Source organism: Vreelandella sp. 2A-K22 (assembly GCF_054065485.1).
Genome location: NZ_JBSUGC010000002.1, coordinates 252,249 through 265,463, shown reverse-complemented (window position 1 = coordinate 265,463; position 13,215 = coordinate 252,249). Strand labels below are relative to the sequence as shown.

Genomic DNA, 13,215 nt, shown 5'->3' with positions numbered 1-13,215 from the left:
AAAAGGCGCTTTTAAACAGGTCATTACTCATGCTGTGAACTGCTCGCCTGCGGTATTGAGTATTCGTAACACTAGATCATCAAAGCTAATGCCCGCATGAGCCGCCGCTTGAGGTACCAAACTATGATCGGTCATACCTGGCACCGTATTGACTTCCAACAGCCAAAAACGCCCTTCACTATCACGCATGACATCAACCCGGCCCCAGCCGACTCCACCGATAGCGACAAACGCCTGCTGGCAAAGCAATGCAAGCTCAGCCTCATGTTGCGCCGACAAACCGCAGGGCAAGTGATACTGGGTGGTATTAGCGATATATTTGGCCTCGTAGTCGTAGAAACCACCCGGTACTTCAACACGAATCGCCGGCAGCACCTGATCACCTAGCAGCGCAACGGTATACTCTTCACCCACCACAAAACGCTCTGCCATCACGCGGGCGTCGAACTGGGCCGCCTCGTGATAAGCCGCTTCAAGCGCTGCCTGGCTTTTTACAATGCTAATACCCAGCGTCGACCCCTCATGCACAGGCTTCACAATCAACGGCAAGCCAAGTTGCTCGACCACGGCGGACCACTCCGCCGTTGCCTCCAACATAATACTTTCCGGAGTGGGTAGCCCAACTGCGCTCCATACCTGCTTGGTGCGCTGCTTATCCATCCCCAGGGCCGAAGCAAGCACCCCGCTGCCGGTATAAGGAATGTCGAGCAGTTCTAGCGCGCCCTGTAGGGTGCCGTCTTCCCCGCCGCGGCCATGCAGAGCCACAAAGACAAGCGAAGGAGCCAGTTGTTCCAAGCCCACTAGGCCGTTGTCGCGGGGATCATAGCCGCAGGCGTTGACACCTTTACGCTGCAGCGCCGCAAGCACCGCCGACCCGCTTTTCAGCGACACCTCGCGTTCAGCAGAGGTGCCACCGTAAACGACAACGACTTTTTCAAGAGACTGGGGGGTTGCTACGTCAACACTCACAGATCCACCTCGTTCATCGCTAGCTGTGCCTGGGCCAGGCGCAGGGAGATCCCACCCACATCACCGGCGCCCTGGGTTATTAAAATATCGCCTGGGCGCAATACGTTGGTTAACAGCGCAGGCAGTTCGTGTTTATGCTCGACAAATAGTGGGTCGACGTCGCCACGCTGACGAATGGAGCCCGCCAGGGTTTTTCCTTCAGCACCAGGAATAACCGCTTCACCGGCACTGTAAACATCAAGCAGCACAAGCGTATCGACTTGAGAAAGCACCCTGACAAAATCTTCGTATAAATCGCGGGTACGGCTATAGCGATGGGGCTGATAAAGCATGACTAGGCGACGATCTGGCCAGCCTGCACGAATAGCCTGAATGACCATATCAACTTCACGAGGATGGTGGCCATAGTCATCCACCAGCATGATATCGCCGCCCCCTTGGGGTGCAGGGAAATGACCATGCACCTGAAAACGGCGACCAACACCGGCAAAACCTGCCAAACCGCTCAAAATAGCGCTATCGCTCACACCAGCATCGGTGGCTACCACAATTGCCGCCATGGCGTTTAGAGCATTGTGGCGCCCCGGCATAGCCAAACGGACATTTAACTGCGCAGCGCCACCAGGGCGTAGCGCCGTGAACGTCACTTCACCGCCACGCTGGGCAAAATCAACAATCCGGTAATCGGCATCGCTATCAAACCCATAGGTCACGAACTGCCGCTTCACCTGTTCACACAGCACGCGCACATGGGGGTCATCGATACACAGCACAGCCAAGCCATAAAACGGCAAGTTGTGTAGGAATTCGATAAAGGTACTTTTGAGCCGTTCAAAGTCGCCGCCATAGGTCGCCATATGGTCAGCATCGATATTGGTGACAACCGACACCATCGGCTGTAGATGCAAAAAGGAGGCGTCGGACTCATCGGCTTCGGCAACTAAATAGTCGCCCTCACCTAAGCGGGCATTGGCACCGGCACTGGTCAGCTTGCCACCAATCACAAAGGTGGGATCGAGCCCCCCTTCAGCCAGCAGTGTTGCCGTCAAGCTGGTCGTGGTGGTTTTACCATGAGTACCCGCCACGGCAATACCGTGACGAAAACGCATTAGTTCAGCGAGCATTTCAGCCCGGCGCACCACCGGCACGCGGTGCTCATGGGCCCAGCGTATTTCTGGATTGGTTTCATCAATGGCGCTCGACACCACCACCACATCAGCGCCCTCGACATTGGCCTCGGCATGCCCGATCGCCACACCAACACCGCATTGCCGCAGCCGCTCCACGACCGAAGAGGTTTTCGCATCACTACCGCTCACGGTGTAACCTTGATTCGCTAACACCTCGGCAATACCGCACATCCCTGCGCCACCAATGCCGACAAAATGGAGTCGCCGAATTCGGCGCATGCCGGGGCCAGCGGCAGAACGTGAGGGTGTCATGGTTTTGTCTGAATCGATCACGCAGAGTCTCCTAACGGCACCATCGCCAAACACCCTTCAGCCAAGCGCTTTGTGGCGTCTAAATGGGCGGCCTGACGTGCATTCGCCGCCATCGCAGCCAGGGTATTTGGGACGAGCAATTGATTTAAAAATTCACTTAACCGCTCAACGGTGAGCTCAGACTGAACCACGCACTTGGCCGCCCCCGCCTTGACGAGTACCTGGGCGTTGATCCGCTGATGGTCATCAACGGCAAAAGGAAACGGCACTAGCAGCGCTGGCTTGGCCGCGGCAGCCAACTCCGCGACAGTCAAGGCGCCTGAGCGACACACCACTAAGTCGGCCCACTCATAGGCAGCGGCCATATCGTCAATAAAGGGGCTAACCTCGGCGCTCACGCCGTGCTGCTGATAATTTTCAGCAGTGGTCTTTTCACGGTTTTTACCCGCCTGATGGCGCACCTGGGGGCGACGCTCAATGGGCAGAGCTGCCAGCGCGGGGGCCAGGCGCTCGTTAAGGGCGACGGCACCGAGCGAGCCTCCCACCACCAGCAACCGCAGAGGCCTTGCAGAGAGGCTCTCCGCATCTCTTGGGGTATTCCCTAAGGCGGCGATATCGTCACGCACTGGATTGCCAATGACGTCGGCACGCGCCCCAAAGGCCTCGGGGAAAGCGGCATAGGTACGCTTGGCGAGTCGCGACAGCACGCGATTGGTCAGGCCTGCCACGGCATTCTGCTCATGGATCACTAAAGGAACGCGCGTCAGCCAAGCAGCTAACCCGCCAGGACCACTGGCAAAGCCACCCAAGCCGACCACCACATGAGGCTTGAAGTCGCGAATAACCGCACGCGCCTGCAGTACCGCACGGCTAAGGTTTAGCGGTGCTTTTAGCCAGCCCGTCAAGCCATTGCCGCGCAGCCCGCTAACCGCAATGGTATGTAATTTAATGCCCGCTTCGGGCACCAGGCGGTTTTCAATCCCTCTAGGACTGCCCAACCACTCAACGTCGACCTGCTGCGCCTGCAAAGCGTTGGCGAGTGACAAGGCTGGGAACACGTGGCCGCCGGTGCCCCCCGCCATAATCAGTACTCGTCGGCTAACGTTAGTCGTCACATCAAACTCCTGGTAGCACCAAGCGGCATAGCGTTACGATAAACGCGGTTCATGGCGCGATTTATAGGGGGTGGACGCGCGTCGGGGGCGATGACGTGTTTCAGCATCCGTGCGCAGCAGTAGCCCAACCATTACGCCTGTCACTAGCAGGCTAGAGCCGCCATAGCTCATCAGCGGCAGCGTTAGCCCTTTAGTCGGCAACAGCCCGGAACTTACCGCCATGTTAATAAACGCCTGGGCGGCTACGACAAAGCCGATGCCGTAGCTTACATAAGCGCCAAATAGATGCCCTGCCAGTTCAGCTTTGCGCCCTATCCACATAGCGCGGGCAATAAACAGCGTGAACAACAGCACGACGATAATCGCGCCGATCATGCCCAACTCTTCAGCGATTACGGCAAAGATAAAGTCGGTATGCGCTTCGGGCAGGTAATGCAGTTTTTGCACACTGTTACCCAAGCCAGTACCGGTGACGTGCCCCCGTCCGAAGGCTATTAACGCTTGAGTTAACTGGTAGCCGGTCGCAAACTGATCGGCCCAGGGGTCTAAAAAACTGGTCCACCGGGCCAGCCGGTAGGGTTCTATCAACACCATTACAACCGCCCCGGAGCCGAGCAGCAGCCCGCTGCCAACCAGCAGCACCAGCGAGGCACCGCACATCATCAGCATGCCAATCACGCAGACGGTAAAGACCACCATCCCGCCGAAATCAGGTGCTAAAAATAGCAGCCCAACCGGTACGGCCAGCACGGCCAGAGGGCGCCACATGCTGAACGCTCGACGACGCAAATCGTAGGTAAAACGCGACATAAACGCCGCCATATAGAAAATCAGCCCGACTTTGGCAAATTCAGAGACCTGCAAACTCGGCAAGGGCCCCGGCAACGCTATCCAGCGCTTACTACCATTGATCTCCTGACCAACAATCAGCACCAAAACCAATAGAAAAATAGTGGCGAGCAGAATTAGCGCTGCGTTTTGGCGCCACACTTCAAGCGGCACACAGAGCATAAATACGCAGGCGATGATGGCAAGCACCAGGAAAACGCCGTGCTGACGTGAGTAGTGATAGGTATCTTCCAGCAAGCCAATCGACGCCGAGCTGACCATGACCCAACCCAACCCCGCCAAGGCCACCGCCGCTACAATGAGCCACACGTCGCAGGGTAGATCCCGAGTGGTAAGCACCGTGCGCAGACGCTGAATTCGACTCATGGCGCTTCCTCGGCTGTAGTCGATGCTTTATCCAGCACCCAGCGACGAAATGCCTCGCCGCGCGCTGGGTAATTGGCAAATTGATCCAGGCTTGCACAGGCGGGTGAGAGCAGCACACAGTCACCCGGCTGGGCGAGTTCAAACGCTGCCTGCATGGCCTGGGTTAAATCGTCAACTTGCTGGGTCGTTACGTGCCCATGCAGCGCCTCGGCCAGTAGCGGAGCATCTCTGCCAAACAACAGCACGTGACGCGCGCAGGCTGTTAAGGGTTTGGCCAACGGGGTAAAGTCTGCGCCTTTGCCAATCCCGCCAGCGAGTAAAATCAAACGGCCTTCCAGCGTCGCGCCAATGCCGTTAATCGCCGCCAGCGTGGCCCCAACATTGGTGCCTTTAGTGTCGTTAACCCAGGTGACGCCGTTAATTTCTGCAATCACTTCGCTGCGGTGTACCAAGCCCTTAAATTCCCGCAGCGCGCTGCACATGGGCTCAGCCGCAAAGCCCAGCACTTGCCCCATGGCCAGTGCCGCCAAAGCATTGAGATAGTTGTGCTGGCCGGCCATTTTTAACTCATCAATAGCCAACCAAGGGGTGGAGCCCTGCATTAACGTCAATTTGCTCTGGTGAAGCGCCAGCCCCCACTCGCCCCCCTTTGGGGCTGCTTGCGTAAAGTAAGTCACTTGGTCAACGGGATACTCAGGCCACGTGTTAGAATCATCGGCATTCACCACGGCGTGCTCGGCACCCATAAAAATACGCTGTTTGGCGGTGCGATAGCCGTGCATATCTCCATGGCGATCCAGGTGGTCTTCGGATAAGTTCAGAAAGGCAGCACAACTGGCATTCAGATGGGGCGTCATTTCAAGCTGAAAGCTTGAAAGCTCTAAGATATAGAGCGCGGCATCGGGATGGCTGGCCAACAGATCCAGCGCAGGGGTGCCAAGATTCCCCCCCACCGCCGCATTAACACCGGCAGCAGCGGCCATTTCTCCCAGCAGCGAAGTGACTGTTGACTTGGCATTGGATCCGGTAATAGCGGCGATGGGGGCGTTAGCGGCGCGAACAAAGAGGGCTATCTCGCCCACCACCATCGGTTCACCTGTGTGCGGGTTTAGTTGATCCGCCAGCTCTATCAAACCCGGCATTCTCGGATCAAGACCAGGGCTAACCACCACCTCATCAACATCACGCAGATCCAGCGACGTTAACGGGCCACAGTGAACTTCAACATCCGGATGAGCGGCTTTAAAGTCATCCAACCCCGGAGGTTCGGCACGTGTATCCGCTACCATGTAGGGCACTTTCAAGCGGCTTAAATGGCGGCATATCGCTCGACCCGACAGCCCCAGCCCCACCACTAGCGTTAATCCTTTAGCAACTCGAACCATCACCGGCTTCCTCTCGCCTCATGCTCTCGACCCGTCGATCCACTCTTGGCCATTTGCATCAACGAACTTTCATTAACGAACCTTGAGCGTTGCGAGGCCGAGCAGCACCAGCACCACGGTAATGATCCAAAAACGCACGATTACCCGCGGCTCAGGCCAACCTTTCAATTCATAGTGGTGATGCAGTGGCGCCATGCGAAAGATGCGCCGCCCGGTAAGCTTATAGGACCCCACCTGAAGAATGACCGACACCGTCTCCATGACAAAAATACCGCCCATAATAAACAGCACGATCTCCTGACGCACGATCACTGCCACCACGCCCAACGCAGCCCCTAACGCCAAGGCACCTACGTCGCCCATAAAGACCTGGGCGGGGTAAGTGTTGAACCATAAAAAGCCAAGCCCAGCACCGGCAATGGTGGCACAAAAAACCGCCAGCTCACCGGTACCGGCAATAAACGGAATATGTAAATACTCGGCAAACACCGTATTGCCGCTGGCATAAGCAAACACTGACAAGCCCATGGCCACCAGTACCGTAGGCATAATTGCCAAGCCATCCAGACCATCGGTCAAATTAACCGCATTGGAACTGCCCACAATCACTAAGTAGGTGAGCACGATATAGAATAGGCCCAGCGGCAGTGCGACCTCTTTGAACATTGGCACTAACAAGCTGGTTTCGACCGGCGTTGAGGCAGTCAAATAAAGCAGCACTGCCGCCCCAATCCCCACCACCGACTGCCAGAAATACTTCCAGCGGGCGGGTAAGCCACGCGGATTTTTCTCCACTACTTTGCGGTAATCATCGACCCAGCCGATAGCACCAAAACCTAGTGTGACGCCTAACACCACCCAAATATAAAGATTGGTTAGGTCACCCCATAGCAAGGTACTCATGGCAATGGCCAACAGAATCATCGCTCCCCCCATGGTCGGGGTACCCGCCTTGGAAAGATGGGACTGAGGGCCATCGTCACGCACGGATTGACCGATTTGCCCCTCGACCAGTTTGCGGATCATCCATGGCCCCAGCCATAAGCAGAGCATTAATGAGGTGAGAGCGCCTAGAATCACGCGCAGGGTTAAATAATTGACTACCTGAAAATCAGATTGGTACTGCGACAGAAAATTCGCCAAGTGAAGTAACATGAACGGCGTTTACCTTATTTATCCGAACGCAGTGCATTAATGACATGTTCCATGCCCGCACTGCGCGACCCTTTCACCAGCAAGGTGGTGTCCGGCGGCAAAGTATTAGTGACATGACGCGTTAGCGCCTCGTGATCGTTAAAATGCAGCCCACGACCAAAGGCCTCGCTGGCAGCGCGTGCCGCGTCGCCCAGCGTCAACAGCTGATCAATGCCAAGCTCTGCAGCGTAACGGCCAATGTCCGCATGCAGCGCTGCCGACTCGTCTCCCAGCTCGCCCATTACGCCCAATGCACACCAGCGTGGAGCCGGGAAACTTGCCAGCGTATCCAGAGCGGCTTTGACCGCCCCGGGGTTGGCATTGTAAGTATCATCCAGTAGCTTGCCCCCCCGCATACCGGGCACTACGGTTAGTCTACCCGCTAGCGCTTGCAATGCACCCACGCGCGTAATGATCTGCTCTGGCGGCACGCCCAGCGCTAATGCCGCGGCAGCCGCAGCTAAGGCATTGCTGACATTATGCTTGCCAAGTAGCGGTAAACGCACTTGGCCCAGCGCCTGACCATGCTGCAGTAGCGTGAAAGCATACCGCCCTTGAGGATCACAGGAAAGCGCTGAGGCGCTGACATCTGCCTGGGGATGAAAGCCAAAGCTAACCACTCGCCTTGGGGCCGCACGCGAAGCCCAAAAGGAGTAGTAGCGATCATCGCGGTTCAATATGGCCGTACCCTGCTCGCTTAGCCCGGCGAGCAGTTCACTTTTCGCCTGGGCGATCTGCCCCATGCCGCCAAACTCACCCACATGGGCGCCGGTGACATTGGTGATAATCGCAATATCGGGCTGTGCCAGCGGCGCCGTCCAGGCGATTTCACCCAGATGATTAGCGCCTAACTCTATCACGGCGACTTTGTGCTGTTGGCGCAATCGCAATAAGGTCAGCGGCGCACCGAAATCATTGTTCAGATTCCCCTCGGTCGCTAACACCTCGCCCAAAGGCCTTAGCAGTGCCGCGCACATCTCCTTAACCGTGGTTTTACCACTATTGCCGGTGACCGCTACCAAGGGCCCGTGCCATGCGCGCCGATGTGCACCGGCTAGCAATCCCAGGGCTAAGCGCGTATCGGGACACACCAATTGGGGTAAGTCGCTAGCAACAGGTGCGTCGACCAACGCCGCTGCCGCGCCAAGCGCATGGGCACGCTCGACAAAATCGTGGCCATCAAAATTGACGCCTTTTAACGCGACAAACAGGCAGCCAGGCTCAATTTTACGGCTATCGGTAACAACCGAGTGAATGATTAACTGTGCACTGCCTGATGGCGCTTCGATGCCGAGCGCGGCGGCCACTTGACCAAGAGCCCAATGCATTACTGCGCTCTCCGCTGAGCAAAAGCGCGTTGAATCTCTTCGCTATCGGCGTAAGGATGGCGCACCCCCTGTATCTCCTGATACGCCTCATGCCCTTTCCCGGCGATCAGCACCACATCCTGGGCGCCAGCTTGTTGAATAGCCGCTACTACGGCCTCGCGACGCTCAGCAATTTCAATCGGCTGCACAGCGGTTGAGAACCCGGTCAGAATCTGCTCACGGATTTGCGCGGCGGATTCATTCCGCGGATTATCGTCAGTGACAACGATGCGATCTGCCAACTGCTCGGCGACCCGGGCCATCTCGGCTCGCTTACCCGTATCACGCTCCCCGCCGCAGCCAAACACACACCACAATTTACCCGCGTCCCCCAAGTGAGCACGTAGCGCCTGAAGGGCACTCTGTAGGGCATCCGGTGTGTGGGCATAGTCCACGACCACACTGGGGGCGTCCACATCGCCATAGCGCTCCATACGCCCCGGCACCGGAGAAAGTGTTGTCGCTGCATCAAACAGCGCATCGAGGGATTCACCTAACCCATACAGCACAGCCATCGCTAGCAGAACGTTATCTAAATTAAAGCGCCCCATTAACGTTAAGCGCAGCATTTTCTCGCCATCGGGGGTCGCAATCATCGCCTGCTGCCCCTGCTCGAACGCCTGCCAGTCCAGCACCCGCAGCGTAACGGCCTCGTCTTGCCCAGTGGCCAGCACACGTACGCGGCTACTAGAACCAGCCAGCATTAAGCGCGCCAAAGGGTCATCACCATTCACCACCGCCAAGCTAAGCTCAGAACGGCGAAACAGCTTGGCTTTCGAGGCCGCATAGGCCGCCATGCTGCCGTGATAATCTAAATGGTCGCGGGTCAGATTGGTAAACACCCCTACACTAACGTTGACCGCTTCCAACCGGTACTGATCCAGAGCGTGGGAAGAGGCTTCGAGGGCAACGCGCTTCACCCCCTGTTGGGCCAACTCACCCAGCGTCGCCTGTAGCGCCAAGGGGCCAGGCGTGGTTAAGCCACTATCGCTCAGTTCGCCAGGACGCCCCACGCCTAAGGTGCCGACAAGACCCGCAGGTATTCCCAACGCTTCGCTGAGGGCAGCAATATAGTGAGTAACAGAGCTTTTACCATTGGTACCGGTCACCGCAATGACTTCCAGATCACTAGGCACCTGGTACAGTGCCCTACCTAGCTCGCCTAAGCGCGACGACAAATGCGGTAGCTTCAACACCCGCCCCTCAAGCTGTACATCGCCGTGAGACCCCTGCGCTAAAACAAGCGAAGCCCCAGCCTCAAGGGCTTGCTCGATGAAATCGCGTCCGTCACGCTGGCTACCAGGCACGGCCACAAAAATGTCGCCCTTGGCAAGCTTGCGCGAATTCATTTCAATGCGCACCTGATCCGGCAGCTTGGGCAGGTCAGCGGGCAGTGGTGACTTGGGCCATACTTTCGCGAGCGCCGTTAATATTTCGCCTGGACTCAGCGTCATGCCATCTCCTTAAAAAACTACTCCGCCTCGTGATCCGGCGGGACGTCCAGCAAGCGTAAAGCATTCCCCGTCACGCTGGAAAAAACCGGTGCGGCAACAGCGCCGCCATAAAATTCGCCTGCTTTGGGGTGATCAATCATTACCACTGTGACAATACGCGGGTCGGAAATAGGCGCAATACCGGCAAAAACGCTGCGGTAGGCATCGGTGGTATAGCCCTGCTGGCCTATTTTGCGCACCGTGCCCGTTTTTCCGCCAACACGATAACCCTCGACACGAGCTCGCCGCCCGCCGGTATAGGCCGCAACGGAAGTTTCCAGTATTCGCAACAGGTCATTGGCAACCGTGGGCTCTATCGCGGGGATGCCTTGGGGTGGCTCAGAAAGGCGTAACAGCGAAGGCGGCAAACGCACGCCATCATTGGCTAGCGCCGTGTAAGCACTCGCCAACTGCACCGCTGACACGGATAGGCCGTAACCGTAGGAGAGCGTCGCCCGCTCGCTGCGCGACCAGCGAACCGGCGCCGGTAAGCTGCCAGTGGACTCGCCAGGAAAACCGGTTCCGGGTGCCTGCCCCAGCCCTAACTGGTTATACTTTTCCCAAATCGCCGTATCGCTCAACCGCAGCGCTAGTCGGGACATCCCCACATTCGAAGAGTGTTCCAGAATGCCAGCCAAATCCAGTTCGCCATAATTACGGAAATCGCGAATGGTGAACTGATCCAATCGCATCCAACCGGGCGAGGTATCGACCACAGCGTCGCGGTCCACCACGCCACTTTCTAACACCGCAGCCATGGCCAGCGGCTTCATCACCGAACCGGGCTCAAATACATCGACCAACGCCTGATTACGTAACCCACGCGGATCAAGCCCCGCTCGGTTGTTAGGGTTGTAGGAGGGCAAGTTAGCCATAGCCAACACCTCTCCCGTACGGGCATCCATCATCACCAGCACGCCGCCATCGGCCTCATTCTCAACCACCGCGGCGCGCAGCTCCCGGTAAGCCATATATTGAATGCGTTGATCAATAGAGAGGGTCAGTTCGCCCCCCGGCTGGGCTTCGTCAATAACGCCCAGCTCACGCACCAGGCGCCCGCGGCGATCTTTAATGACCCGCCGCTGACCAGGTCGCCCCGCCAAGTAAGGCTGATAAGCAAGCTCCAGGCCTTCCTGACCGACATCGTCAACGTTGGTTACCCCCAGCAGTTGGGCGGCGACCTCGCCAGCGGGATAGTAGCGTTTATATTCACGCTGCGGGTAAACGCCGGGCGTGCGCAGGTTTAGAATCTGCTGGGCCGCCGCGGGGGTCATCTGACGACGTAAATACATGAACTCATGCTCGCTGAAGCGCGCTACCCGCGCCTCAAAGTCACCCAGCGTCATACCCAGCGCCTGGGCCAGCATTACACGCTGTATAGCATCGTCGGGCAGTTCTTGCGGATTGGCCCAGAGGGTGACCACTGGAGTGGAAATCGCCAACGGTTCGCCATTGCGGTCTGTAATCATGCCGCGGTGGGCGGGGATAGTTTCGTGACGAAGAGTACGCGCGTCGCCCTGGCTTTGCAGAAAGGGACGGTCAATGACCTGCAGCAAGGTAATCCGACCAATCAAAATAGCCGATGCCAAGCCAATCGCAAGCAGAATAAACATGAACCGCCCGCTGCCGAGCGGAGGGGCAATCGGCGCCTGACGCGAGGTACCGCCTCGACGTTCGCTTCTCATGGTCGAATCACCTCAACATCATGGACATCGGGGATTCGCATACCCAGGCGATCAGTGGCAATTTGTTCAATACGGGCAGGTGTCGACCATGCGCCCTCCTCGAGCAGCAGTTGTCCCCACTCCGTTTGCAGCTGGTTCTCTTCTTGCTCCAGCTGTTGCAGCTGAGCAAATTGAACCCGCGTCATATGGGTAGTGACAACCACGCCCAGCCCGGAGGCCATGCAGAGTAGAAAGAGTAGCGTAATAGCTACCGGCCAGGCGCGTAAACGCAGCCTGAAAGGCCATTCGGTGCGTAGCGTGGTTGCCCACTGCTCAATCCGATCCATGCTCATGATGACATTTACATCCGTTTGCGTGCAGCCCGCATGACGGCACTACGTGCGCGGGGATTGGCATCCACTTCCTCCTCGCTTGGCCGCACACCTTTGCCTAGCGCTTCAAGACGCCGATTCATTTGATCATCGCGAATCGGCACCCCTCGCGGCAAGTCGGTATCGCCGCGGACATGGTGGCGAATAAAGCGCTTCACGCGACGATCTTCCAACGAGTGAAAGCTGATAACCACTAAGTGACCACCAGGTGCCAGCGCCTCTAGCGCGGCGTCTAAAGCACTGTCTAACTGCTCCAGCTCGCCGTTGACGAAAATACGCAGCCCTTGAAACGCTTTGGTGGCAGGATGGCGTCCCTTTTCCCAGGCGGGGTGGGCTACTTTTAATACCTCGGCCAAATCCACCGTGTGGGTAAACGGCTTCTCGACCCGGCGAGTGACCACAGCGCGGGCCAAACGTTTGGCATAGCGCTCTTCGCCGTAGGTTTTAAACACGTAGGCAATGTCTGCTTCACTGGCCCGGGCCAGGAAATCAGCCACACTTTGCCCTTGGGTAGGATCCATACGCATATCTAGCGGGCCATCGCGCATAAAGCTGAAGCCGCGCTCGGGGTCATCTAGTTGAGGCGACGACACGCCAACATCGAGTAACACACCGGAAAGCTTGCCAAATACGCCCTGTTCACGGGCAAACTCGGCGAGCTGAGCAAATTCTCGCTGGGCAATCTGAAAGCGTGGATCGTCTATGTCAGCGGCCGCGGCAATCGCTTGGGGATCGCGATCCATCGCAAGCAGCTGGCCCTGAGCATCCAGACGATCAAGGATCAAGCGTGAGTGACCGCCCCTCCCAAAGGTGCCATCTAAATAGACGCCTCGCGCATCGTGCACCAGAGTATCGACAGCACCTTCCAGTAGTACGCTGGTATGGCGAAAGCAGTTAGCAACCTGTTCAGCGTCAGGAGAAGGCATGTTTTTCTCACACAAAATGATAGTGACAGCGTAATAAAGAGCGTGCGGACACG

The 13,215-nt window shown here is 57.3% G+C and carries 11 protein-coding genes; all 11 read right to left on the bottom strand.

Annotated features, from left to right (window positions below):
- Nucleotides 1-27 precede the first annotated feature (27 nt).
- The 11 genes from ACW17M_RS03535 to rsmH all read right to left on the bottom strand — a co-directional run bounded on the left by ACW17M_RS03535 (nt 28) and on the right by rsmH (nt 13,162).
- Nucleotides 28-969 carry a D-alanine--D-alanine ligase gene (locus ACW17M_RS03535; RefSeq protein ID WP_457546916.1) on the bottom strand — a complete coding sequence of 314 codons (942 nt, stop codon included), beginning with the start codon at nt 967-969 and terminating at the stop codon, nt 28-30.
- A complete protein-coding gene (gene murC, locus ACW17M_RS03530) occupies nt 966-2,411 on the bottom strand; it encodes a UDP-N-acetylmuramate--L-alanine ligase (RefSeq protein WP_041158156.1) in 1,446 nt (481 codons plus the stop codon). Before murC ends, ACW17M_RS03535 begins: the two co-directional genes overlap by 4 nt.
- Nucleotides 2,412-2,428: 17 nt before the next feature.
- Nucleotides 2,429-3,526 carry an undecaprenyldiphospho-muramoylpentapeptide beta-N-acetylglucosaminyltransferase gene (gene murG / locus ACW17M_RS03525; protein ID WP_161463445.1) on the bottom strand — a complete coding sequence of 366 codons (1,098 nt, stop codon included), beginning with the start codon at nt 3,524-3,526 and terminating at the stop codon, nt 2,429-2,431.
- A 33-nt stretch (nt 3,527-3,559) separates the two neighbouring features.
- Nucleotides 3,560-4,741 (bottom strand): putative lipid II flippase FtsW, encoded by a 1,182-nt coding sequence (ftsW, locus tag ACW17M_RS03520; RefSeq protein WP_457546915.1) that lies wholly within the window; start codon nt 4,739-4,741, stop codon nt 3,560-3,562.
- Complete coding sequence (gene murD / locus ACW17M_RS03515) at nt 4,738-6,126, bottom strand: UDP-N-acetylmuramoyl-L-alanine--D-glutamate ligase (protein ID WP_457546914.1); 1,389 nt, start codon at nt 6,124-6,126, stop codon at nt 4,738-4,740. Before murD ends, ftsW begins: the two co-directional genes overlap by 4 nt.
- Before the next feature lie 72 nt (nt 6,127-6,198).
- Nucleotides 6,199-7,281: a phospho-N-acetylmuramoyl-pentapeptide-transferase gene (gene mraY / locus ACW17M_RS03510; RefSeq protein WP_022523905.1), complete on the bottom strand. Its 1,083-nt coding sequence runs from the start codon at nt 7,279-7,281 to the stop codon at nt 6,199-6,201.
- Nucleotides 7,282-7,295: 14 nt separating this feature from the next.
- Complete coding sequence (locus ACW17M_RS03505) at nt 7,296-8,648, bottom strand: UDP-N-acetylmuramoyl-tripeptide--D-alanyl-D-alanine ligase (RefSeq protein ID WP_457546913.1); 1,353 nt, start codon at nt 8,646-8,648, stop codon at nt 7,296-7,298.
- Nucleotides 8,648-10,141: a UDP-N-acetylmuramoyl-L-alanyl-D-glutamate--2,6-diaminopimelate ligase gene (locus tag ACW17M_RS03500; RefSeq protein WP_233974834.1), complete on the bottom strand. Its 1,494-nt coding sequence runs from the start codon at nt 10,139-10,141 to the stop codon at nt 8,648-8,650. The genes ACW17M_RS03505 and ACW17M_RS03500 overlap by 1 nt, the downstream gene beginning before the upstream one ends.
- Nucleotides 10,142-10,158: 17 nt before the next feature.
- On the bottom strand, nt 10,159-11,865 hold the full coding sequence (locus ACW17M_RS03495) for a peptidoglycan D,D-transpeptidase FtsI family protein (protein ID WP_027959095.1): 1,707 nt from the start codon (nt 11,863-11,865) through the stop codon (nt 10,159-10,161).
- A complete protein-coding gene (gene ftsL / locus ACW17M_RS03490; protein WP_022523909.1) occupies nt 11,862-12,197 on the bottom strand; it encodes a cell division protein FtsL in 336 nt (111 codons plus the stop codon). Before ftsL ends, ACW17M_RS03495 begins: the two co-directional genes overlap by 4 nt.
- Before the next feature lie 8 nt (nt 12,198-12,205).
- Entirely contained in the window at nt 12,206-13,162 is a 957-nt protein-coding gene (gene rsmH / locus ACW17M_RS03485) for a 16S rRNA (cytosine(1402)-N(4))-methyltransferase RsmH (RefSeq protein WP_041158055.1), read from the bottom strand.
- Nucleotides 13,163-13,215: the final 53 nt, after the last annotated feature.

Excerpts from the sequence above, each read along its gene's own strand:
- ftsL (WP_022523909.1), bottom strand. The coding sequence starts at position 12,197 with ATGAGCATGGATCGGATTGAGCAGTGGGCAACCACGCTACGCACCGAA.
- ftsW (WP_457546915.1), bottom strand. The coding sequence starts at position 4,741 with ATGAGTCGAATTCAGCGTCTGCGCACGGTGCTTACCACTCGGGATCTA.
- ACW17M_RS03500 (WP_233974834.1), bottom strand. The coding sequence starts at position 10,141 with ATGACGCTGAGTCCAGGCGAAATATTAACGGCGCTCGCGAAAGTATGG.
- ACW17M_RS03505 (WP_457546913.1), bottom strand. The coding sequence starts at position 8,648 with ATGCATTGGGCTCTTGGTCAAGTGGCCGCCGCGCTCGGCATCGAAGCG.
- murD (WP_457546914.1), bottom strand. The coding sequence starts at position 6,126 with ATGGTTCGAGTTGCTAAAGGATTAACGCTAGTGGTGGGGCTGGGGCTG.
- murC (WP_041158156.1), bottom strand. The coding sequence starts at position 2,411 with ATGACACCCTCACGTTCTGCCGCTGGCCCCGGCATGCGCCGAATTCGG.
- rsmH (WP_041158055.1), bottom strand. The coding sequence starts at position 13,162 with ATGCCTTCTCCTGACGCTGAACAGGTTGCTAACTGCTTTCGCCATACC.
- mraY (WP_022523905.1), bottom strand. The coding sequence starts at position 7,281 with ATGTTACTTCACTTGGCGAATTTTCTGTCGCAGTACCAATCTGATTTT.
- ACW17M_RS03495 (WP_027959095.1), bottom strand. The coding sequence starts at position 11,865 with ATGAGAAGCGAACGTCGAGGCGGTACCTCGCGTCAGGCGCCGATTGCC.